Source organism: Shewanella electrodiphila, assembly GCF_023283985.1.
In the GTDB taxonomy this organism is placed as follows: Bacteria; Pseudomonadota; Gammaproteobacteria; order Enterobacterales; family Shewanellaceae; genus Shewanella; species Shewanella electrodiphila.
Window position 1 is genome coordinate 74,847 of the sequence record NZ_JAKIKU010000015.1, and the last position, 21,290, is coordinate 96,136.

Genomic DNA, 21,290 nt, shown 5'->3' on the forward strand with positions numbered 1-21,290 from the left:
ATTAATTCTTAATTTGTTGTATTAAAAAGGCTTTCCAGAAATGGAAAGCCTTTTTTGTTATTACTGTTTGAACTTGATACTCAGAAGCCATTAAAGCTCCCTCGAACTCTGTAATGCGTATGAAGATAATTATTTTTGTATTCGAAAGCCATAAAACTACATCGTTAAGCCTAAAAATTTTGTCTAACTATTCAGAAATCACATCTACCATGGATAAATATCAATTAAAAAAACATGTCGCAACTTACGCATAAATGATAACGTTTTTCATCAATTTTGATAACGCACAATCTTGATAAAACCCACAGATAAACATCTTTAACCTTACTGCCAGTCTTGGCAAATTTAATAATTATAGATTTCTAAGATGTGTCTATGTCTTGGTGTAATAGTTATGCCAATGGACAATGACTAAAGATGGTAACTAACAATAAGATGCTGTTTTATCCCCTGGAAAAATACGCTATGCAAGGTTTGCACGTAAGTCATAAGTATTGTACATTTCAATAACAACAATAGGTTAGTTACTATTGTTCGATATTTACAATGGAATGTAATTCATAAGGAAATCATGAAAAAATTTACCCTTACTTTGTTCGCTGCCGCTGCTCTTAGCGCCTGCGGTGGTTCAGACTCTGCTTCAGAAACTCCCGACCCGACACCTACTCCTTCACCAACTGCGATTTCAGATACAGGACTTGCTCAGAATAATCTAGCGGTAACGCTCGATGTGCTGGCTAATGACACTGATCATAGCGGCAATGGTTTAACGATTACATCAACTTCAGATTTAGAATTCGGAAATGTTGAAATAGTCAATAACCAACTTGTTTTCACACCTGAAGAAGATACTACAGGCACTGTAACCTTTAATTATCAAGTTAGCGATGGCACCAACAAAGCGAATGCTGACGTTACAGTAACCGTTAATCATACCCTAACCCTTTCAGGTCAGATAACTGACAGCCCCATTGCCAATGCCGAAGTCGTGGTCACCTTAGATGGCATAGACCACACAGCAACTGCTGATAGCGAAGGTTACTACTCGCTCCCATTAACCATCAATAACCTTGATGAAATAATTAAAATACAAGCGTTCGGCTCCGCTGAAAGCAACCAACAAAATGTTGAGCTAATCTCAATTGTTGGTCAAACAGGTACGTTGCTGCAGAGGGTTGATGAACAACGCAAGATTACTGCTGAACAGGCTAAATCGCTTAATGCTACCCAATTATCAACAGCAGCTTACTTGATTGCTAAAGACCGCAATAACAATGAAGAATTTGAATCTGCAGAGCAATTTGAACAGGTTCTAGCTGGGGTACCAGCACAGCATCTGCTTGAAACCGCAGGATTCATAAAACTGTTAGTGGATAATAGTGAATTTGAAATTCCCGAGGGGAAAACAATAGTCACACTGCTTAATGACGAAGAACTCAATACCTTGCAGTTGATTAATCAGTATCTGATAAATAATGAACTGATTGATGAAAACGGCAATCCGAGTGAAGCCTACGAAGAAGCGCTGGAAGAGGCAATTAAACAAACCTTAGCCGATTCAAAGGTTGTTGATAGCTTTACCAAAGAGATGTTTACCGACAAATCAATGAGCTGGCTAGTAGGAGCGCAACCTGGTTGGCTAGAGTTCCGCGGCGACAGTATTATCTTTAATGCCAATGGTTCAGGAACTGTATATTTGGATTCATACTCTCTAAACAACGAATTACCTGAACCTGAAGGATTTGATTGGTCTATTCAAGATGGAAAGGCAATGATTGAGTACACTGACAGAAGTTACGTTTCATACACCTCTGTTTCCTACCCTTACTACCAGTTGGAAGAGAATTATGGATTTTCATCCGACGTCGTTGAAGCATTTATTGCTGCGTACGAAAGTGGATATTATGACAGTCAAATTCCGCTAACTTACCGTACCCAAAGCGACAGCATTACCTTACTTCAAGCCAATGAGATGTCTTATCAAGTTAATGTTGACTCTACTATAGAATTAACGATTGAAATGCCTGAGTGGGTCGACTGGAATGAAGATAATCCCAAAACAGTGATTACTGAGTCATCACAACAAGTTCTTCACCATAATTACAAAAGTGCATTTGCTGGTAAAGCGCTTGAAGATTTCAATGGTAAGTGGGTACTACCTATCGAAAGCGACTACCTCGCTCAACCTGAATTCAGCGAATCAACTGGTGAATACGAGCAAAACGTGAAAACTGCAATCAAAGCAGATGTCATTACGATCAACAATGGCCAAGCTCAGAGTCAAATCGGGGAAAAGAGCTTTACCGTCAGTTTGGAAAATGATGTTCTTAAACTAACGATTGGTGATACACACTTTGAATATACTCCATACGCTTCACAAGGTGATGAGCACTTGGTCTTAGTGGCAAAATATCAAAATAATGCATTCCAGTATTCAACTTCCCAACGTATGGCTAAGTATACCGCTGGTGACTTTGTGGTAGGGAGTAAACTTGTGACAGAATTACCTGAAATGTCACTTTCAAATATCAATGCCTACTTACCTTCATACTGGAATGGTAATCAAATGACTGTAGGTGGAGTATGGGGACGCCTATTTAGAGCTGATGGCACTTTTAATCATGGCATCTCAGGAGTGGAACCTGGTAATTGGAGCAATGAACAACAAAAAGTAACTGATGTACCTATGTTTGAGATAGGTTACCTAGAGGGCACATGGACGAGCGTTGGTAATAAAGTTGACCTGCATATTTCACAAGATTATATTTTGAGAACACGCCATCGCGAATGGGAAGTCGTTTCTGTGGACTCTGAATCTGGTCGTATGGTCGTGTTTGAATACTCAAATTGGCATCTAGATATGGATGGGGACGGTGTTCTAGAAGATGCCGAACGGTACACTATCATTCCTCCGAGAATCAACTATGTTTCTACTATTGATCTAAGCGATTGGGAAGATGCTTGGAAAAACTCTCAAGATTTAGGCTCCATGCAAACCAACGCTACAACACCGGCACTTAACTCTAAATCAATTGCATCAAAGGTGAGTAGCTTAGGTAAACAGTCCGTCAACAAACTGTTTGTGGAACCAAGTAACTAATAAAATAATTAATCATGTAACACTTTAAAGCAAAAAATAATAAATCCGTAAGCTTGCCAAGGCTGCGGATTTATTATTTTGATAAATAGCCTTTTTGTTATTCAAATCCGTTTTACCATCTCAATTTGCTACTCAAACTTAAATCGATATCGCTTTAATACTAAGTTCTCAATCACCCAATACACACCGGATAATGACAATAGCAACATCATTAATCCAAACACCCAACTAAAGGGGTTATTGAAACTGCCTTGATGCAGGTAATCCATAAAGTGCAGCTTAAACATCAAATCGGCTAAATCAGTGTGATCATTTTTATGGCCAACCAATCGACCATTTATGCCGTTAATGTAAATACGGGTATTCAAATCATCACTAATGCTGACTTGCCACAATGGGTTACATTCTTTGGGCCACTCTTTAAAACTTGTAGATAATTGCCTGTGACTCTTTATTTCGCCTGCTCCAGTATAACTTTGCAAAGCGATTGATTCAGCCAAGTCGGCATCAATAAGGACTTCTTTGCCGCTATAAGCATCGACCAATACTTGCTGTTGGCAATCGTGTTGATATCGCTGTACTTGCTCATCTAGTAAATACACAGGCTGGTTAATAAGCACAATGGTACTAACCTGCTCCATCGGTTTAAATCGCTCAAGAATAGATGATAATGGCTCTAGATCGTGACTACTAAACGCAGTTAAATCTAGCGGCGCTATACTGCGATAATAATGAGTGCCTTTCAGATCTTCACTTGGGGTGATATTGAAATAAATACCTGTTCCTAGCCAGATTAATAATTGAATGCCAACAATAGTCCCCAGCCAATAGTGACAAAACCTTAGCCAACGTTTTATCTTTTGGGTTTTCATTAGCTATACCTCTTACGGCGCTGCCAAACCAATAGGCCACCAGCAAATACAGCGATAAAAGAAGCGATGGCAGTATAAAATAGTAATTGATTATCAATGGCTTCACCGTCGTCATAATCCATGATGTGCCACTTCCAAAATAAATCAAACAAGCGCCAATACTCATGTCTTCTTGTCACGACTTCGCCAGTTTGCGCTGAAATATATAACGTCGATTGGCCGATATCATCAAAGACCACTCGCCATACGGGTAAGTGCCGTGCAGCTAACTCTGAAGGTAATTGCTCCAGTGGGGTTTTATCGTTGAGCAACCCAATAAATTGAATTTGTGCAGTTGGAGATATTGATTGCTGATGTTGAAATGATTGCGATATCTGCTCTGCCTGCGACTTTGAAATAGCTGCAAGTTGTTGGCCTGATGCTGCATCAATTAACAGGGATTGGTCAGTGAGCTTCACTTGGTAAATCAACTGTGTGTTGATCACCGTTAAGGTGATTTTTCTCGCTTCTGGAAATGATTGATATACTTTTGCGATGGGGTATTTGACCGCTGAAGCGCGGATTTTGTCTGCTCGCTCAATCACAATATGGTCGCTACGAATGAAGCCGATATCCATTAGTACAAAATAGCTACCAGTGAGACCCCAAATGAAGATCGGAATGGCCAATAGCAACATCAACCAACGATGAACAAACTGCGCTGACGATACCTTTTTTAGCGTTTTTCTAGAGTTCAAATTCGAATGTTACCTGTATTTCTTATTATTAGTGGTGGCTCTACTCGCAAGACTTTAAGCATAAGCAAATGCTAAGTTACCCTAAACATTTGCTTATTCACAATAGTTACATTACCCATTTCAACGCAAGATAATAACGTCGCCCCATTAAATCATAGGTCATCGTGTTGGTGTTTCCGTCTGTGTAACTTTGATGATATGGCGCTTGTTTATCAAATAGATTATCGATACCAGCCGTGAACCCTAAACTACGGGTTAATTGGTAATAAAGCTGTGTATTATGATAGGTCACAGCGTCTACAGAATCACCAATATCACCTGCAGCGGCGTATTGATCATCCGCCTCGCCAATATATTGAATGTTATAGCCAAAGCGCCAATCATCTTTAGCAATATCAAAATACAAATTTGAACGCCATTTGGTATAACTGCCGTCATAGCCAATGGTGCCAGCCCGCTCTTCTACTGGTGCACCTTCATAAGTTTGCAGGTTATATTCATCTAAATAACTGACTTCAAAAGAGGTGTTTGTGGTGAACTCACCAAAGTCCTTTTGATAGAACATAGCTAAATCGACACCTGATACTTCTTCTGTTGCTGCATTTCCTAATTGGGTTTGCAAATAGGTAATTTCACCGGTTTGCTCGTCGCGAATAAAGTGCTCATCGTTGCAAAAAGGGTGGTTCATATTGGCACTGTCATAACAGGCAGCAAGTTTACTTGAGCCATTGACTGAGTTAATTGCGTTTTCAATTTTTATGTCATAGTAATCAAGCGTGACATTCAGCCCCTCGATAAAACTCACATCCCACACAACACCGACAGTGAATGTGTCTGCCTCTTCAGGTTGTAAATCTGCGTTACCACCACGGTCAGTTAATATAGTGCCTTCATGGTTAAAATCTATTGGCACATCTGCAGCTTGGCAATTGGCAAAACGATGTGAGCTTGGGTCAAGTTGGCTCCAGTCGCTACAAGGATCTGTGGTGTTCATTGAACCTTGGCTAATGCCGCCAAACAGTTCAGGAATATTAGGTACTCTAAACGCAGTCGATTTGGTCGTACGAAGGGTGAGCTGGTCATTCAGCATCCACTGTAAACCAAGCTTATAGTTAGTATCACTGCCAAACGTATCAAAATGGGAGTAACGCACAGCTGCGGTTAAATCAACGGCTTTAGCCAGAGGCTTATCTGCTAACAGCGGAATATAAGCTTCTAAATACACTTCATCTGCGGTGTATTCTCCAGTAATAGGGTCTTGTTGGCTGGTATTTGCTTCACCAATTATTGCTAAAGGATCAGGGTTACTCCAGCCCTTTTCTTTTCGATGCTCAATACCTGTGGCAAAACTCATAGTACCTGCAGGAAGTTGCCATAAGTCACCCGTTAAATTGGCAGTTAGGCTTAATTGTTCATTCCCTCCATCACTCATCATATCGAATAAGAAGTAATCGAGCATTTCAGGGGTTAGTGAGCCCTCTCCCCAAAAGTCAGCACAAGGTATATTCGGATCAACACTGCAATTATCGTAATCAGTTGCCTCGCCTAAGCGAGTGTTGTTAATCACATTAGTGACTTCAAATGAGCCACGATTACTGCCGTAATTAACTGCGGCATCCCATTGCCAACCATTGTCTAAATCCCCTTGTAAACCGGCTACAACTCGCCATGTATCTGTTTCAATATTAAATTCACGAGGCGCTTCAGCTAAACGGCGGCTGTTAAGTAAAAAATCATTCTCAGTGGGGTTAGACTCGTGCCAGCTTGGTATTGTAATACCACTGACAGTTTGCGGAGTTGCGGGCAGTGTAGAACTACGATGGGTATACATCGCCTCTGTAAATAGCTGCACATTGTCAGTTAAGTCGTACTCGCCTGAGGCAAAGACATTAAAACGCTCATTTGGCTGCACCGCATTAAAGTATTCAAAATAGTTGTCTCTATCGCTACTAGTATATTCATCACTACCATTAGGTAATAATTTCACTTCATCACCGATTGAATTACCATTTTCATCCAAGAAATAACCACGACCTCCTGGCAATGCAGTGCTGCCGCCACAGACTAATTCACCGTCGACTTCAGTTAATGGGCATGGGGCGCGGCTGGTCATTTCTACCGCGTCAGTTTTATCATAACTTAACGCAATATATCCGCTGCCTCGCTCACCAACTTTCCCCACTGCTAAATCAAATTGATATTGCTCGCCATCACCTTGTTCAGTCATGCCCGTTCTTGCTTGAAACTCAACACCATCAATTTGGTCTTTAGTAATAATGTTAACCACACCTGCGACAGCGTCGGCGCCATAAACAGCAGAAGCACCATCTTTTAATACTTCAATACGCTCAATGACGCTGACAGGAATAGTATTTAAATCCACTGACGAGTTAGCACCCGTGCCGCTGTTTACCATTCGTCTGCCATTAAGCAGTACTAAAGTTCGGTTTACCCCAAGACCTCGAAGGTTCACTTGAGTTGAGCCATAACCACCATCAGTCCAATAAGCATTGGTTTGATTACCCGCAAACCCTGCAGAAGCAGACATTCTTTGCAATACTGCATCCACTGACGTAGCGCCCATTTGGGCAATATCATCAGCGGTGAACACTTCCATTGGTGCGGTTGAGGTGATTTCTTCTCTTTTTATCCGACTGCCAGTAATGCTAATTTTTTCCATCGATTTCAAATAAGGTGAGTGGCTTGCTGCAATGGACTCGGTCGCCATACTGTTAACTTCAATATCGTTCGCTTCGATATCAGATGAGGCAACAGAAATAAATGAACATAACGTCGCAGAAACCAATAAAGCGACTTTAGAAAAAGAAAATCTCACTGAATTCACCATGACAACCTTTAGTAGTATGAAAAATAGTTAACGTAATCACACAATTATTTAACCGTTCAACGTGCTAAACAACTTACAATTGTCATACTGCGACACTGTGTCACACCCCAGTAAAAGCCCAGAATACAAAGTGAGTAATATATATATCCCGTGTCCTCACTATCAACTTTGATGGAATGAAATAAACGGTCTGAATGACAAAATGATTAACTCATCAATAAATTGTTGTACTCTAAAGCCAATAATCCCCTTCGGATATTTCGATGAAACAAATACTCGCTCTATTTTTAGCATCACAAGTGGCTTGCTTTACTTCTGCAGTGTCAGCAGGCACTTTACACGACGCGTCGCTCGCTAAATTACCTGAGCCATTGAGCAATAATGCCATTGCAAAAGTCAGTACTACGCAGGGTCAATACTTGCTGAGTTTTACCGGGCTAGCTCAAGGTAAGGGCTACCAAGATGTGCACAATAAAGCCTGGGCACTAAATTTAACTAAAGCAGAAGCGCAATGGCAACCCATTAAAGCCGTACCATTTGTCGCTCCACTTGCTGGTCGTTTAGCGTCTATTGCAGTTGGTCTTGAAGATAAAGCCTATGTTTTTGGCGGTTATACTGTTGCCGAAAACCATGAAGAAATCAGCACTGTAGATAACTACCAATTTGATATATTAAATAATCAATACCAACGTATTGCAGATATGCCAGTGGCTGTGGATGACACTGCAGCGAGTGTATATCAGCAGCGTTATATCTATTTGTTTAGCGGCTGGCATAACGATGGCAATGTTAACTTAGTCCAAGTTTACGACACCAAAACTAACACTTGGGATCAAGCTAGCCCTATTCCTGCTCCAGCAGTATTTGGTCAAGCCGTTGCGATGGTAAATAATAAAATCGTCTTGTGTGATGGGGTAAAAGTGCAGGCTAATATTGGTCAACGTCGAAGCTATCAATCATCACCAGTGTGTTTGTACGGTGAAGTTAATCCTCAAAATCATTTAAGGATCAGCTGGCAATTATTACCTCATTATTCTATTGCCACGCCAACAGATCAAAGCAGAACGACACCATTAGCTACCGCTCACTATCGTATGGCGGCGACTGGCATTAATAATACCGCTGATGGACAAGCCGTATTTATGGCTGGCAGCAACAACCCATATAATTACAGTGGTATCGGTTATAACGGCAGCCCTAGCGAGCCACACAACTTGCAATACACCTTTGATTTTAAAACGATGCAATGGCTTGCGCCTGTTCCGCTTGATGTTCCTAGCATGGATCATCGAGGGTTAATTTGCCACCAAGACCAATTACTGAGAGTGGGCGGTATGCTTAAGCAACAACAGGTTAGCGATCAAATACTCTCAAGTGGATTAACGGGTAATCAAACTTGTACTCTGTAAGGAGTATAGAGTCTTATGTAATGTGATCTAGCTAACAATAAAACATCGATTTGATTGCTTCAACCAAAGATACATTTAAAATACATGTATAAATTAAATGTATCTTTTGGAATCACTATGACATCTACTGACCTTGAGCAATTAAGCACTTTATCAATACCCGCTTTGATTGATCACCTTGAATCGACTCATCACCAGTATGTTCGTGAAACTGCGCCACTGTTAGTTGAGTACTCGCAAAAAATGGTACAAGCCCACGGCGAAGATCATGCTGAAATTAAACCATTAGCCACGCTAATCGGTGCACTAATCGCTGATTTAATGCCGCATTTAATGAAAGAAGAACAAATATTGTTTCCTGCAATGCGAAGACTGGCTGCAGGCGAAGAAGTGAATGGCTGTTTTGGTCATATTGGGAATCCAATTAATGCCATGGAGCACGAGCATGATCATGCTGGCACAGTTTTGCAGCAGTTAAGAGAGCTCACCAATAATTACCAAATCCCTGAAGGCGTTTGTAGCACATGGCAAAAATGCTACCGCACTTTGGCCGAGTTTGATGCGGACTTACAAGCTCATATTCATACTGAAAATGTATTATTGTTTCCAAAAGCGCTAGCTATTTAACTCTCATCATCTCTGATGAGTTGATAAAAACAAACCTATTTGATTCATCAAGTCCTTGGCTCTTGCTTCCCCCAGCAGAGCCATTTTTATGTCTTGAGGTTATTCATCTATAAGCATAAACAAGCCCTGCCAAGTGCTTGTAATAATCAAAACTACTCGAACAATGCAGGACTAGCTCTTAATTTAAAGTTCAGTTCACGCTAGCATTTTGTGACTCACTTTTTGCCCACTTTCGCCCTTGATGCGCCATACGATATAAAATAGGTAGCACAAACAGCGTCAACATTGTCGATGAGATAATGCCACCAATCACTACAGTAGCAATAGGTCGTTGTACTTCAGCACCTGTACCAATGTTTAGCGCCATGGGAACAAAGCCAAGCCCAGCCACTAGTGCCGTCATTAATACAGGACGTAACCTAATCAATGCCCCGTCAATAATGGCATTCAGTAACTCGCCTTTCTCTTGATATAACTGCCGAATAAAGCTCAACAGCACTAAGCCATTAAGCACCGCCACACCAGATAATGCGATGAATCCAACACCAGCAGAAATAGATAACGGCATGTCTCTTAACCATAACGAAATAACACCACCTGTTAACGCAAGTGGGATCCCGGTAAAGACAATGGCAGCATCTCTTACCGAATTAAACGCCATAACTAACAAGCCTAAAATAAGCGCTAGCGTCAGAGGCACCACTATCAATAAACGTTGACTGGCTGATTCTAGTTGCTCAAATGTGCCACCATATTCCAACCAATAACCAGCCGGCAAATCCACTTGCTGACTAATTTGTTGTTTTGCTTCAGTGACGAATGAGCCTAAGTCACGACCACGCACGTTAGCTGTTACGACAATACGGCGTTTACCGTTCTCACGGCTGATTTGATTTGGAGATGGTGCGATATCAAATGTCGCTACTTCAGATAAAGGCACATACTGCCCCGATGGCAGTACAATAGGTAACGCTTGTAAATTCTCTACATCTTTACGAATATTTTCAGGTAAACGCTGAACAATCTTAAAGCGACGATCACCTTCAAAAATAAGCCCTGCCTCTTCACCACCGATGGCCGTTGCGACAAAATCTTGCAGCTCACTGACCGTTAAACCATAGCGAGCTAACGCCATGCGATCAGGTTGAATTGACAACATTGGTAAACCCGTCACTTGCTCAACTTGAAGATCCGATGCGCCTTCAATTTGCTCTAACACTTCATGAATGGCATTGGCCGAGGTTAATAATTGCTGTAAATCATCACCAACCACTTTAATGCCTAAGTCAGCACGTACACCCGAAATGAGTTCGTTAAAACGCATTTCAATTGGCTGCGTCAGTTCAAAGTTATTACCAGGTTGACCAGAAACAGCATCGACAATATCGGCGGCAAGCGCATCATGGCTCATTTTCGGATTTGGCCATTCATTACGAGGTTTAAGCATAATGAAAGTATCAGCAATATTCGGCGGCATAGGGTCGTTCGCCACCTCTGGGGTTCCTATTTTAGAAAATACATTGAGTACTTGGGGGAAGTGTTTAATTCTATCCTCAAGCATCATTTGCATATCTACAGATTGCTCTAAACCTGTACCTGGAATGCGAATCGCCTGCAGCAAAATATCTTCTTCATTAAGCTGTGGAATAAACTCTGACCCCAGCGTAGTGGCTAACCAAATTGACAATGCCACCAAACCCACAGCTGCACTCAACACTAACCAGCGAAACTTCATCGCTACAATCAACAATGGTTTATACAAAGATTTACTTAAGGTAATAACCCGGCTTTCTTTTTCGCTAATCTTACCTGTCATAAACAAAGCAACAGCGGCAGGAACAAGCGTTAACGACAGCACTAACGCTGCTAAAAGTGCCATCACAACGGTGGCAGCCATTGGGTGGAACATCTTACCTTCAACACCCGTAAGGCTGAATAGTGGAATATAAACGACCGTAATGATCAATACACCAAATAAGCTTGGGCGAATAACTTCATTAGTGGCCTCATACACCAATTGTAAACGTTGTTTACGTGGCAAAATATGCCCGCCATTTTGTGCCTGTGCTTGGCCTAATCGGCGAATGGCATTTTCGACAATAATCACCGCACCATCGACAATCAAGCCAAAATCCAATGCCCCTAAGCTCATCAGGTTTGCAGATACGCCAGCTTGCACCATGCCTGTCATTGTCGCTAACATTGCCAGCGGAATGACCGCAGCAGTGATGAGGGCTGCTCTTGCGTTACCCAACAAAATGAATAGCACCACAATAACTAACAATGCACCTTCAACGAGATTTTTCTGAACTGTATATACCGCTTTATCAACCAAAGTCGTGCGATCGTATACGGCCTCAACTTTAATCCCATCAGGTAATGACGCTTTAACGTCCTCAAGTCTTTCGGCCACAGCTAATGACACTTGGCGTGAATTCTCGCCCACCAGCATCATTGCACTGCCTAATACGGTTTCTTTTCCGTCTCGAGTGGCGGCACCAGTTCTTAACGCCTTACCAATGCCAACCTCTGCCACATCACTCATTAAGATTGGTGCGTTATCAATACGCTTAACAACAACCTGTTTAATATCGCTAATGGTTTTAAGCTGCCCGGCTGAACGAACTGTAAGTTGCTGTCCTTCGCGCTCAATATAACCTGCACCACGATTACTGTTATTGCTTTGCAGCGCCATTTTGATATCGACAAAGGAAACCCCATAGGTCAACATTTTCAATGGTTGAGGCGTGATGTGATATTCCTTATCAAAGCCCCCTATGGTGTTGATTTCAGTCACTCCTTTCACTTGAGCTAATTGCGGTTTAATAATCCAGTCTTGGATTTCTCTTAGCGCTGTAGCATCGAAATCACTTCCATCAGCTTGTTGAGCATTCGACTTCGCTTCGATGGTGTACATAAAGATTTCGCCCAGACCGGTAGAAATAGGCCCCATTTCAGGCTCAATTCCAGCAGGTAAAGCCCCTTTTATGCCATTTAATCGCTCGCTAATTAGATTACGAGCAAAATAAAGGTCGGTGCCTTCATCAAATACGACTGTCACCTGCGATAATCCATATCGCGACAATGAACGAGTGTTAGACAAATTTGGAATACCCATCAGGGCATTTTCAATTGGATAGGTAATCCGTTGTTCGGTTTCTTGTGGTGAATAACCTGCAGCACGCGTGCTTATTTGCACTTGTACATTGGTAATATCTGGCACGGCATCAATCGGTAATTTCTGATAACTCCAAAGTCCAACAGCAACCAGCAATAAAGCTAGAAACATCATCATCCAGCGTCGATTAATCGCAAGACGTAAAACTGATTCAATCATATTTCGTCTCCTTTAATGAACGTGGGCAGCACTAGATTTTTCAAGATCCGCTTTAAGAAGAAAGCTCTTCTCAACGGCATATTCTTCGCCTATAGAGATGCCAAATAACACCTCTGTTAGCTGGCTATCACTCTGGCCTAACTCAACAACGCGCTTTTCAAACCCTTCCTCATTACGGACAAACACCACTTGTTGACCCTCCATAACCTGAACAGCACGATTATCAATAACCATCGCCACAGGTTGCTGACTCAAAGTTAATTCACCGGACAACAAAGCGCCCACAGCCCATTGCCCTTGCTTATTGTCTAGTGGCGCACGAGCTAAGGTATAAGCTTGATTATTCGTTGAGTTGAGAAGATGTTTTATTGTTGAATTTACTTGCTGTTTATTCGCACTCGCAGTGTCTGACCCAATAACAAGGTGTTGACCAACTGACACTGAGGTTAATTGTCCAGGGAAGATTTGATACTCAACCCACAACTCACTGTCATCCATGATGCTAAGCAGCACATTATCTGTGGCGAGCTCGCCCACATTGGCATTTCTGGTGACTACGACACCCGATATCGGCGCTGTTATTGAGTAATGCTTTAAGCTTGCATTAGACTCAACTTTGGCAATCACTTGCCCCGCTTTTACATTATCGCCTACGGCAAAATTAAACTCAGTAATAAGCCCTGAAAATCTTGCTCTCACTTGGCTTATAGCCGTTTCTGGTACGACAGTGCGGCCATATAAGGTTAATGTTTGTTTGATATCACCCGATTGAGCAGTTTGCGAAACGATCCCTGATAATGTGACTTGCTCCGCACTGATATGCACTTGGCCTTCTTCATGTTCATCGTGACCATGCTCGTCATGCCCGTGCTCATCATCTCTATGATCATTATGTGCTTGTTCATCTGAATGGTTTTCTGAGTGACTATCTGAATGTTCGTTTTTATGTTCATCATGACCGAGAGTATTCTGTGTTTGCTCGTTAGCGTGATGTTCAGAATGCACATCTTGATGATCATGATCGCCTGAAGCATGTGCTGGAACTGCAAGCATTAACACTGCCATCACAGCAATATGAACCGCAGAAAGGTTATTGAATGGTCTTAAGTTCATTTGGGGAATCCTTGGAAATCTTTAAAAAAGGTATGTTGAGAGGCAGGAAGAGGTTCAGCAATTAATTGCTCTATATCCACGCCATAACGCAATGCAGAAGCAGCTGCCTCAATTAATGCTCGACGAGAAAAGAGTAATTCCTCTCTTGCAGTTAAGTAATCAAGGTAGCTATATAGCCCTTGCTCATAAGCCGTTTGCGTATCTTCTAGAGCCAAAGTTAGTGTAGGAATAATGCTAGATTGCAAACGATTGACCGTGACAATGGCTTGCTGCCTATTGGCATAAGCACGATATAATTGTGCATACAATTCTCGTAAGGCAATCTCTCTATTAATCAGCACTGCATCTTTTGCTGCTTGAGCCGAAATGACAGCGCCCGTATTTCGTTCACCACTGAACAAGGGCACACTGAACCCTGCCGAAAATGCCATATCGTTGGTTTGCTGCATTTGTTTTACGCCAACCGACCAACTGACATCAGTACTCGATTGCGATTGAACAAAACGTAGTTCGGCTTCTTTTAGCTGAGCTTGAGTTAAATAAGCTTCGATTGCTGGGCTATATTTCACCTTTTCAAATAAAGGTGCTAATGCAACATCGTCGGTGAACTCAAATAAGCTGCCTTCAATGGTTTCATAGTTAACCTGAGTTTCTCCCCACATCATACTGAGTGCTAATTTTGCGTAATCAAGTTGATGTAAATGGGTTTCTGCAATCAGCCTGGTATTATAAACAGCCGCCTGTGCTCTTTTAACTTCAGCATCAGGAGTCACCCCCGCTTTAGCGCGTTGCTGCACCACCAATAACGTTTCTTCTGCAAGGCTCAATGCATCACCAGCAAGCTGCAACTTAGATTGCGCAGCTAACACATCAATATAGCGTCGTGTAGTTGTCGCAAGTATGTCAAGCCCTGCAATCTTTTGCTCAGCATCCAGTAACGCACGTTTTCTATTCACAATGCCTATGCGAGCATCTGACTTATCGCCAAGCTCTATTATCGATGATAACGACACTGTCGTTTCTGCACTATCAACAGCTTGAAAATCGCCAGAGCCAGCAATATTTTCAAGTTCTACGCCTAATTCGAACCCAGGCGAAAGCGCTTGTGTTTGCGCTTCACCTTCAAGCGCAAGTTGTCTAAATTGAAAAATTTTCAAAGAAGGATGCTGTAATTGAACACGCTCAATTACAGTCAGTAGCGTCAATGATTCTGAAGCGGAGATCGAGCCAGTCGCGTATGAACTGGCAGAAACTAGCGCTGTTGTCCCTAATAAACAGCAAGCTATTTTTCTTAATAGAAAAGTACACCGTTTCGGGATGGTTATATTGTAAAACATCTGAGAATTAGCCTCGATTCAATACAAAAGATAAAACCTGCTGGCAATATGATTGATTAGAAAACACAGCAAGTTTTAGCAAATTCCGTAAAAAATTTGCTCATTTTAAAATGATTTTTGATTTAACGATTAAGCTTGGGGAGGACGTAAAAAACTAAAGTAAGGAGCTTCTACTGCGTTGGAATTAAAGGTAAAAGCCAGGTAATCCGAATAGATATTGCCATGATGTGCCATTGTGACTGGATGCATTAGCGTCATACAACAAGAGCAGCAGTTACTGCTGCATTCAGCACAGTCATCGTCAGCATGACTGTCGGCAAGAAAAATATCATCACAAAGCTCGTCGTTCGCTAGCGAGTGTTCATCAACAAAGGTAGTGTCTACTGAAGAGACATCATTGATTACTGTGGTGAAAGGTTCGACATTAATAGAGCAATCTTTATGCTCAAGAGCACAGTTGTCGGCCATCGCAACAACAGACTGCATCGCAAAAATCAGAATCAACAACAAGCGCGCCAGCATAGCTGGAAACGTGATCGTTGTGATTTTTACATCGCGATAAAAGCCTAACATTAATTCTTAGCGGCACCCTTTTTAGTGAACACATAATTAAATAGACCAACTAATAACATGTGTATCGCGCAAGTCTATGCTAAACCCCTTTAAAACACTACTGAGATTATTTGCTAATTGAATAGACTGGACTTAAAAAACTAAAAACCTCGTTGAACGCACAATTTTATTCGATTAATCGGCGGATTTCTTGCAGCTGCTCAATTTCAAGATGCGGTAAAATATGTTGCGCCCTGCCACCTTCATCAGCTTGAAGATTAAGCCAAAGACTTTGACAGCCTGCGTGTCTTGCGCCTAATACATCACTTATAGGATGATCACCTATGTGCAATAGTTCATTGGTTTGGATATCTAAATGCTGACAACTAAGATCAAATAAATCGCTATAGGGTTTCATTCTTACCCCGTGTCCAGGATGAACCACAAACTCTAAGGCATCATTAAGCCCAACACGGCGAGCGTCGACATTACCATTAGTAATGCCAATTAGTGGATACTGTTTGCCTAAGTCTGACAGTAAATTGAGAACACCATCATCAACGGTAAAGTCACTGCGATGAAAACAAAAACACTCTAAGCCTTGTTGTGCGCCTTGGCTTGCTTCAATTTCTGAATAATCCCATTGGATCAAAGCCTGCCTGAGGACTTCATAGCGCGCAGCTGTGGTGTCATGGGCCAGCTCACCATGCACAGCAATGACCTGTGCTTTTAGCTCACGCCATTGAGTTATTCCCCAATTTGTCGGGGTGTTAAATTGCTCTTGCATAAATAGTGATAACGCAGATTCGGCTTTAATTATATGCGGTGCGTTATGGTACAAGGTATCGTCTAAATCAAAACTGATCGCCTTAAAAGGCCGCAGTCGTAAATATTGTTTCATTATTTCCCCTTGGCTTTTTTCGCTCTAGGATGAGCGCCATCGTAGACTTTTGCCAAGTGCTGAAAATCGAGACTGGTATAGATTTGCGTTGTGGATAAGTTAGCGTGTCCCAATAATTCTTGCACCGCTCTTAAATCTGCACTTGATTCAAGCATATGCGTTGCGAAGGAATGTCGCAATTTATGAGGGTGAACTTTTGCAGATAAAGCTTGCTCTTGGCCCCATTTATTCATTCTGAGCTGAATACTGCGATGAGATAAACGTTTGCCTTGCTGACTGACAAATAAGGCATCACCCGCTTCGGCTTTTACCAAGGCGCTTCGGCAATCACACCAATGATTAATTGCTTCTATCGCCATTTTGCCAATAGGCACAACTCGCTGTTTACTGCCCTTACCCATCACTTTGACTTCATTTTGACTGAAATCGATATCTGCCACATCTAAACTCGCAAGCTCAGCTAAACGCAAACCGCTGGAATAAAATAACTCCATAATGGCTTTGTCACGCTTACTGAGTGGATCATCAGCATCAATATCTAACAAGTGCGTCACTGCATCTAAATCCATATTCTTAGGCAGTGGCTTTGCTTGCTTTGGTGCATTAAGTGTTTTGGCTGGGTTGGTTTTAATGGCTTGTTCACGGGCTAAAAAATCAAAAAATTGCTTTAAAGACGATAAACATAACGATAATGAACGTGGGCTAAGTCCTTGTCGATGAAGCTTAGACAGCACGGCTTGCAATTGATCGCGGTTAACCGTTAGCCAGCCTTCATTACATTCATCGAGTGAAGCGCCTTTAGGCTGCGAAAATATGATTTCAGCAGCGCGATGAATTTCATAAAGATAATTCCGTACGGTATGCGGCGAAAGCTGCCTTTCAGAATGAAGGTAGCGTTCAAATGCGGCTAGCCAACTGAGTTGACCCATGACACTGCCTCCAGTCATTGCTTAACAGAGCGTTGAGCTAGTCGGTTGCCAATTAGAATTTTGGCAACATATGATCCAATAGGTCTCTAATTTGTTGGAAAAAGAGATGATCCATATCAGGATGAAAATGGGCGGCATCAGCAGACGCTACGCCAAAAATAACTTGACCATTTTCATCTGATAATTTGGTCAGTGCTACCGAGCCCACCTCAGTGCCAAATAATCGTTTCGATTCTGATTGCGTTAAACGACCAAAGTAATAACCTTGCTGAATTCGTTGACGCCAAATCTTCGCCAATTCGCTGTCGATATCATGCACGGTTATCAGCCTTACGTGGGTAAAACCAAACTCGGCCTTTAACTTTCCAGATAAAACTTGTCTGAGCTGGCCTAAATCTTCACACTTTAAGATCTGCATCGATAAATCGCTATTAAAGCGAAATATCTTTTCATTCTCTGTGGCGATTTTCATTAAAGAAGTAATTTCTTCTTCAAGTTGAGTCACCCGTTCACGCAGCATTTCTTGACGACGCTCAACTAAGGACACCGAACCACGCTCATGATGAGAGAGTCTCATTGCCAACAATAATTCAGGATATCGATTGAAAAAATCAGGGTTATCCAGCAGGTATTCGCGGATCATTAACTCATCAATCGGTAAATCTTCCATTACTACATCAGTGCCTAAAGCTGCCGCCGATTGGGCATCTTCTGCTAATAATTTTTTGGTGTTGAATGCGTCGCTCATAACTGGATTTGTCCATCAAATACGTGTTCAGCTGGCCCAGTCATCCATAATGGTTTTCCTTCACCTTCCCAATTAATGGTTAGGCGGCCGCCAGGTAAATCCACTTTTACCTGTCTGTCTAATTTATTTTGTAATATGCCAACTGCAACTGCTGCGCAAGCACCTGTGCCACAAGCGAGTGTTTCCGCTGCGCCGCGCTCATAGACTCTTAATTTAATATGGCCACGATCCACAACCTGCATAAAGCCCACATTCACTCCCTTAGGGAAGCGTTCATGCTTAGTCAGCATTGGACCAATTTCTTCCACCTCTGCGGTGTCAACGTCATCCACATCAAGTACACAATGCGGATTGCCCATTGAAATAGCACCACACAAAAACGTTTGTTTAGGGGTTTGCAATAAATAGGTTTTTTCGGGACGTTTGGCGCGAAAGGGAATTTTCCCCGGCTCTGTCACAGGTACACCCATATTCACGGTCACAGTACCATCACGCTCAAGTCGTAACGTCATTTTGCCTGAGCTAGTGCTGACGCGAATTTTATACTTGTTGATTAAGCCTTTATTACGCACGAAACGCGCAAAGCAACGTGCACCATTGCCACATTGCTCTACTTCACCGCCATCGGCATTAAAAATTCGATAATGGAAATCTAAATCTGGGTCGTAAGGAGGCTCAACTAACAATAGCTGATCAAAACCAATACCGAAATTACGGTCAGCTAAACGGCGAATTTGATCTGGCGAAAAAAACACATTCTGTGTTACGCCATCAACCACCATAAAATCATTACCCAGTCCATGCATCTTGGTGAATTGGATCAAAAGAGTTTCCCTTATCGAACTAAAAAATAAACCTAATAAAATCAGTTAACCTTATTAAGGCGGTAAATGCTATTAAAGGCTGTGAATACCGTTAAGGCAGTAAATGCTCACCTTGCCACAATTGCTCAAGCTTTTCACGCTCACGGATCACTTGGTTTTGATCTTTATCGACCATGACCTCTGCCGCTCTTGGACGTGAATTATAATTTGATGCCATTACAAAACCATAAGCACCGCTTGAACGCACCGCTAATAAGTCACCCGCTTGTACATTGAGCTGACGGTTTTTACCTAAAAAGTCACCGGTTTCGCACACTGGACCTACAACGTCATAGTCAAAACTCGGTGCATCAGTTAATTGTACCGGAATGATATTTTGCCATGCACTGTAAAGCGCTGGGCGGATTAAATCATTCATTGCACCGTCAACAATCGCAAAACGCTTATCGCTGTTTTCTTTCAGTGACAACACTTCAGTGACAAAAATACCTGCATTGGCTGCAATCGCACGGCCTGGTTCAAAAATTAATTTAAGTGGACGGTCGCCTAAACGCTCAAGTAACGCAGCGGCATACACATCTGGATGTGGCGGCGTTTCATCATCATAAGGGACACCTAAGCCACCACCAACATCAAAATGATGAATTTCAATACCATTGGCTGCTAAACGATCAATTAAGGCTAGCATTCGGTCCATGGCATCTAAAAATGGCTGCATTTCAGTTAACTGTGAACCAATATGACAATCCACGCCTTTAACGGCTAAGTTCGGTAACGCATGTGCACGAGCAAAAACCTGCTCAGCTTCGTCCATCGCAATACCAAATTTGTTCTCTTTAAGGCCAGTAGAAATATAAGGATGTGTGCCTGCATCAACATCAGGATTAACCCTCAGTGAAACAGGGGCTACTTTTCCTAGCTTTCCTGCTACCTCATTTAATAATTCAAGTTCAGCGCTTGATTCAACATTGAAACAATAAATACCGGTATTCAGTGCTTGTTCCATTTCAGCTGTTGTTTTGCCCACACCTGAAAACACCACTTTTTTAGGGTCGCCGCCAGCGGCAATAACACGTGCAAGTTCACCACCTGAGACAATATCAAAACCACTGCCTAAACGTGCAAGTACATTTAATACTGCCAGATTCGAGTTTGCTTTAACCGCATAACAGACAAGGTGTGGGTGATCGGCTACTGCATTATCAAATGCATTCCAATGACGCTCTAACGTCGCACGTGAATAAATATATAACGGCGTGCCGTGGGTACGGGCAAGTTCAGCAACAGAACAGTCTTCAGCAAAAAGTTGATCCTGTTGATAATTAAAATAATCCAAAATGCGCTTCCTTTAAAATTGTTCTATTTTTGTGTCGACTCTTGAGACTGCTCTTGAGTTTGTTGTTGGGTTTGTTCACTAGTCGGCTCTTGCGATTTTCGCTCTTCCTGATTGGTTTCAACTTCAGGAGATTTGTATAACGGGCCTTTTTGTCCGCAGCCAATAATCGATAGGCTAGCAAGCATTACTAATAAAAACAGTCTCATTTTTCTCAACATCTATGCATATGGGGAGTTATAGCCTTATAATCGCATTCATAACCTAGGAAGTACAAGGATAGAAATACATGGCTATGACAGATACAGAATTTCATCAGTTGGCAGATGAGATGTTCGGCAAGATTGAAAACGCCATCGAAGCGGCTATTGATGAACAAGATGCCGATGTCGATATCTTCGCAAGCGGTAATGTATTGCAGTTAGAATTTGAAGATGGTTCGCAAATTGTCATCAACAAGCAAGAGCCTTTACATGAGTTATGGATAGCTAGCCGCACTGGTGGTTACCATTTCGCGTTTGTTGACGGCAAATGGTTTGATGAGCGTAACAATAGTGAGTTCATGCCTTTTGTTATCGACGCGATTACAAAACAAAGCGGCATTGCGCTATCTATTTAACACC

16 protein-coding genes and 1 pseudogene are annotated in these 21,290 nt (G+C 42.0%); 4 read left to right on the forward strand and 13 right to left on the reverse strand.

Annotated features, from left to right (window positions below; all coding sequences use genetic code 11):
- The first annotated feature begins 571 nt into the window (after positions 1-571).
- A complete protein-coding gene (locus L2737_RS19770; protein ID WP_248956872.1) occupies positions 572-3,100 on the forward strand; it encodes an Ig-like domain-containing protein in 2,529 nt (842 codons plus the stop codon).
- Between the two features lie 128 nt (positions 3,101-3,228).
- Here L2737_RS19770 and L2737_RS19775 read toward each other — a convergent pair whose 3' ends face one another.
- From L2737_RS19775 to L2737_RS19785, 3 genes are all read right to left on the reverse strand, one after another.
- A complete protein-coding gene (locus tag L2737_RS19775; protein WP_248956873.1) occupies positions 3,229-3,972 on the reverse strand; it encodes a peptidase in 744 nt (247 codons plus the stop codon).
- A complete protein-coding gene (locus L2737_RS19780; RefSeq protein ID WP_248956874.1) occupies positions 3,972-4,709 on the reverse strand; it encodes a peptidase in 738 nt (245 codons plus the stop codon). Before L2737_RS19780 ends, L2737_RS19775 begins: the two co-directional genes overlap by 1 nt.
- Positions 4,710-4,815: 106 nt before the next feature.
- Positions 4,816-7,545: a TonB-dependent receptor gene (locus L2737_RS19785; RefSeq protein ID WP_248956875.1), complete on the reverse strand. Its 2,730-nt coding sequence runs from the start codon at positions 7,543-7,545 to the stop codon at positions 4,816-4,818.
- A gap of 275 nt (positions 7,546-7,820) precedes the next feature.
- Between L2737_RS19785 and L2737_RS19790 the strand changes: the two genes are divergently transcribed.
- Together L2737_RS19790 and L2737_RS19795 are read left to right on the forward strand one after the other, a co-directional pair.
- Positions 7,821-8,966, forward strand: a complete 1,146-nt coding sequence (locus tag L2737_RS19790; RefSeq protein WP_248956876.1) for a Kelch repeat-containing protein — start codon at positions 7,821-7,823, stop codon at positions 8,964-8,966.
- A 165-nt stretch (positions 8,967-9,131) separates the two neighbouring features.
- Positions 9,132-9,593, forward strand: a pseudogene (locus L2737_RS19795) (hemerythrin domain-containing protein); the annotation flags it as partial.
- Positions 9,594-9,783: 190 nt separating this feature from the next.
- Here the strand turns inward: L2737_RS19795 and L2737_RS19800 are convergent.
- The 10 genes from L2737_RS19800 to lptM all read right to left on the reverse strand — a co-directional run bounded on the left by L2737_RS19800 (position 9,784) and on the right by lptM (position 20,876).
- Positions 9,784-12,930 (reverse strand): efflux RND transporter permease subunit, encoded by a 3,147-nt coding sequence (locus L2737_RS19800; protein ID WP_248956877.1) that lies wholly within the window; start codon positions 12,928-12,930, stop codon positions 9,784-9,786.
- A gap of 12 nt (positions 12,931-12,942) precedes the next feature.
- Positions 12,943-14,043: an efflux RND transporter periplasmic adaptor subunit gene (locus tag L2737_RS19805; RefSeq protein WP_248956878.1), complete on the reverse strand. Its 1,101-nt coding sequence runs from the start codon at positions 14,041-14,043 to the stop codon at positions 12,943-12,945.
- Positions 14,040-15,380: a TolC family protein gene (locus L2737_RS19810; RefSeq protein ID WP_248956879.1), complete on the reverse strand. Its 1,341-nt coding sequence runs from the start codon at positions 15,378-15,380 to the stop codon at positions 14,040-14,042. The genes L2737_RS19805 and L2737_RS19810 overlap by 4 nt, the downstream gene beginning before the upstream one ends.
- A gap of 129 nt (positions 15,381-15,509) precedes the next feature.
- The gene (locus tag L2737_RS19815) at positions 15,510-15,887 is read right to left on the reverse strand and encodes a hypothetical protein (protein WP_248956880.1); all 378 of its coding nucleotides are present in this window, start codon (positions 15,885-15,887) and stop codon (positions 15,510-15,512) included.
- A 232-nt stretch (positions 15,888-16,119) separates the two neighbouring features.
- A complete protein-coding gene (locus L2737_RS19820; protein WP_248956881.1) occupies positions 16,120-16,833 on the reverse strand; it encodes an HAD-IA family hydrolase in 714 nt (237 codons plus the stop codon).
- Complete coding sequence (gene xerC / locus L2737_RS19825; protein ID WP_248956882.1) at positions 16,833-17,762, reverse strand: tyrosine recombinase XerC; 930 nt, start codon at positions 17,760-17,762, stop codon at positions 16,833-16,835. The genes L2737_RS19820 and xerC overlap by 1 nt, the downstream gene beginning before the upstream one ends.
- A gap of 52 nt (positions 17,763-17,814) precedes the next feature.
- Positions 17,815-18,432, reverse strand: a complete 618-nt coding sequence (locus tag L2737_RS19830) for a DUF484 family protein (protein WP_102529540.1) — start codon at positions 18,430-18,432, stop codon at positions 17,815-17,817.
- Positions 18,433-18,506: 74 nt separating this feature from the next.
- Entirely contained in the window at positions 18,507-19,334 is an 828-nt protein-coding gene (gene dapF / locus L2737_RS19835; protein WP_229372264.1) for a diaminopimelate epimerase, read from the reverse strand.
- A gap of 91 nt (positions 19,335-19,425) precedes the next feature.
- Positions 19,426-20,670: a diaminopimelate decarboxylase gene (gene lysA, locus L2737_RS19840; RefSeq protein ID WP_229372263.1), complete on the reverse strand. Its 1,245-nt coding sequence runs from the start codon at positions 20,668-20,670 to the stop codon at positions 19,426-19,428.
- A gap of 23 nt (positions 20,671-20,693) precedes the next feature.
- Entirely contained in the window at positions 20,694-20,876 is a 183-nt protein-coding gene (gene lptM, locus L2737_RS19845; protein WP_420709440.1) for an LPS translocon maturation chaperone LptM, read from the reverse strand.
- A gap of 80 nt (positions 20,877-20,956) precedes the next feature.
- On the opposite strand from lptM, the gene cyaY reads away from it, so the two are divergent.
- On the forward strand, positions 20,957-21,286 hold the full coding sequence (gene cyaY, locus L2737_RS19850; RefSeq protein WP_102529507.1) for an iron donor protein CyaY: 330 nt from the start codon (positions 20,957-20,959) through the stop codon (positions 21,284-21,286).
- Positions 21,287-21,290: the final 4 nt, after the last annotated feature.

Excerpts from the sequence above, each read along its gene's own strand:
- L2737_RS19770 (WP_248956872.1), top strand. The coding sequence starts at position 572 with ATGAAAAAATTTACCCTTACTTTGTTCGCTGCCGCTGCTCTTAGCGCC.
- L2737_RS19775 (WP_248956873.1), bottom strand. The coding sequence starts at position 3,972 with ATGAAAACCCAAAAGATAAAACGTTGGCTAAGGTTTTGTCACTATTGG.
- L2737_RS19790 (WP_248956876.1), top strand. The coding sequence starts at position 7,821 with ATGAAACAAATACTCGCTCTATTTTTAGCATCACAAGTGGCTTGCTTT.
- L2737_RS19800 (WP_248956877.1), bottom strand. The coding sequence starts at position 12,930 with ATGATTGAATCAGTTTTACGTCTTGCGATTAATCGACGCTGGATGATG.
- L2737_RS19805 (WP_248956878.1), bottom strand. The coding sequence starts at position 14,043 with ATGAACTTAAGACCATTCAATAACCTTTCTGCGGTTCATATTGCTGTG.
- L2737_RS19810 (WP_248956879.1), bottom strand. The coding sequence starts at position 15,380 with ATGTTTTACAATATAACCATCCCGAAACGGTGTACTTTTCTATTAAGA.
- L2737_RS19820 (WP_248956881.1), bottom strand. The coding sequence starts at position 16,833 with ATGAAACAATATTTACGACTGCGGCCTTTTAAGGCGATCAGTTTTGAT.
- xerC (WP_248956882.1), bottom strand. The coding sequence starts at position 17,762 with ATGGGTCAACTCAGTTGGCTAGCCGCATTTGAACGCTACCTTCATTCT.
- L2737_RS19830 (WP_102529540.1), bottom strand. The coding sequence starts at position 18,432 with ATGGAAGATTTACCGATTGATGAGTTAATGATCCGCGAATACCTGCTG.
- lptM (WP_420709440.1), bottom strand. The coding sequence starts at position 20,876 with ATGAGACTGTTTTTATTAGTAATGCTTGCTAGCCTATCGATTATTGGC.
- cyaY (WP_102529507.1), top strand. The coding sequence starts at position 20,957 with ATGGCTATGACAGATACAGAATTTCATCAGTTGGCAGATGAGATGTTC.